Here is a 244-nt window from a genome sequence, read left to right on the forward strand (position 1 = left end):
GGTGGCGAGTGGCGTCGAATGGACCGGCCGCAGCGTCGACACGGTCGCCGATACCGTCGGCGATGGTGCGCAGTGGGGCCTGGACAAGGTCGGCGACGGCGCAGGCTGGGCGCTCGACAAGGTCGGGGAGGGTGCGCAGTGGACCACCGACAAGGTCGTCGAGGGCGTGGCCTGGACCGGCGGCAGGATCGTCGAGGGCGCGCAGTGGACCGGCAACAAGGCGGCCGAGGGCGCAGCCTGGGTG

Annotated in this window: 1 protein-coding gene; it reads left to right on the forward strand. The window is 73.0% G+C overall.

Annotation, left to right across the window (positions count from 1 at the left end):
- A partial coding sequence (locus SB719_RS22085) for a hypothetical protein (protein ID WP_412160021.1) occupies positions 1–244 on the forward strand: 244 nt, incomplete at both ends.

It is taken from the genome of Pantoea sp. SIMBA_079 (genome assembly GCF_046940275.1).
GTDB classification, from domain to species: Bacteria; Pseudomonadota; Gammaproteobacteria; order Enterobacterales; family Enterobacteriaceae; genus Pantoea; species Pantoea borealis.